This is a genomic window from Streptomyces sp. NTD107 (assembly GCF_059510435.1).
In genome coordinates, this window is sequence record NZ_JCAJZV010000046.1 from 1 (window position 1) to 651 (window position 651).

The following is a 651-nucleotide window of genomic DNA, read 5'->3' on the forward strand; positions in this document are numbered from 1 at the left end:
GTTGGCGACGGAGGGGCCGGAGTGGTTGGCGGTGACCCAGTCGATGCCGCCGACGACGGAGGCGGTGGTGCCGCTGCCGGCGTCGTTGAGGACCTTGACGGCGACGATGTTGGCGCGCTTGGCGACGCCGTAGGCGGTGCCGGCGGCGGTGGAGGCGACGTGGGTGCCGTGGCCGTTGCCGTCGCTGGCGTTGCCGCCCCAGTAGTCGTAGCCGAAGGAGGCCCGGCCGCCGAAGTCGGCGTGGGTGGTGCGGATGCCGGTGTCGATGACGTAGACCGTGGTGCCGGCGCCGGCCGAGTCGGGGTAGTTGTAGGTCTGGTTGAGCGGGAGGGTCGGCTGGTCGATGCGGTCCAGGCCCCACGAGGGCGGGTTGACCTGGGTGGCGTCGATGGTGAAGACCTGGTTGGCGACGACTTCCTTGACGGCCGGGTGGGTGGACAGGGCGAGGGCGTCGGCCTCGCTGGCCTGGATCTCGTAGCCGTTGAGGGCGTGTTCGTAGGTGGTGATGATCTCGGCGTCGTACTTGTCCGCGAGGTTCTCGGCGGCGGCGGAGGCCGCGGAGAACGTCGAGTCATCGAGTATGACGATGTAGCTGTCCTCTATCGTGCCGGGGGCGTCGGCGTTGGCGATGAAACCCTGGGGCACATCGGC

The 651-nt window shown here is 69.4% G+C and carries 1 protein-coding gene; it reads right to left on the reverse strand.

Annotated elements, in window-relative coordinates:
* Nucleotides 1–651, reverse strand: a 651-nt coding sequence (locus tag AC5WRL_RS28100; RefSeq protein WP_496091499.1) for a S8 family serine peptidase, incomplete at both ends; no start/stop codon positions are given.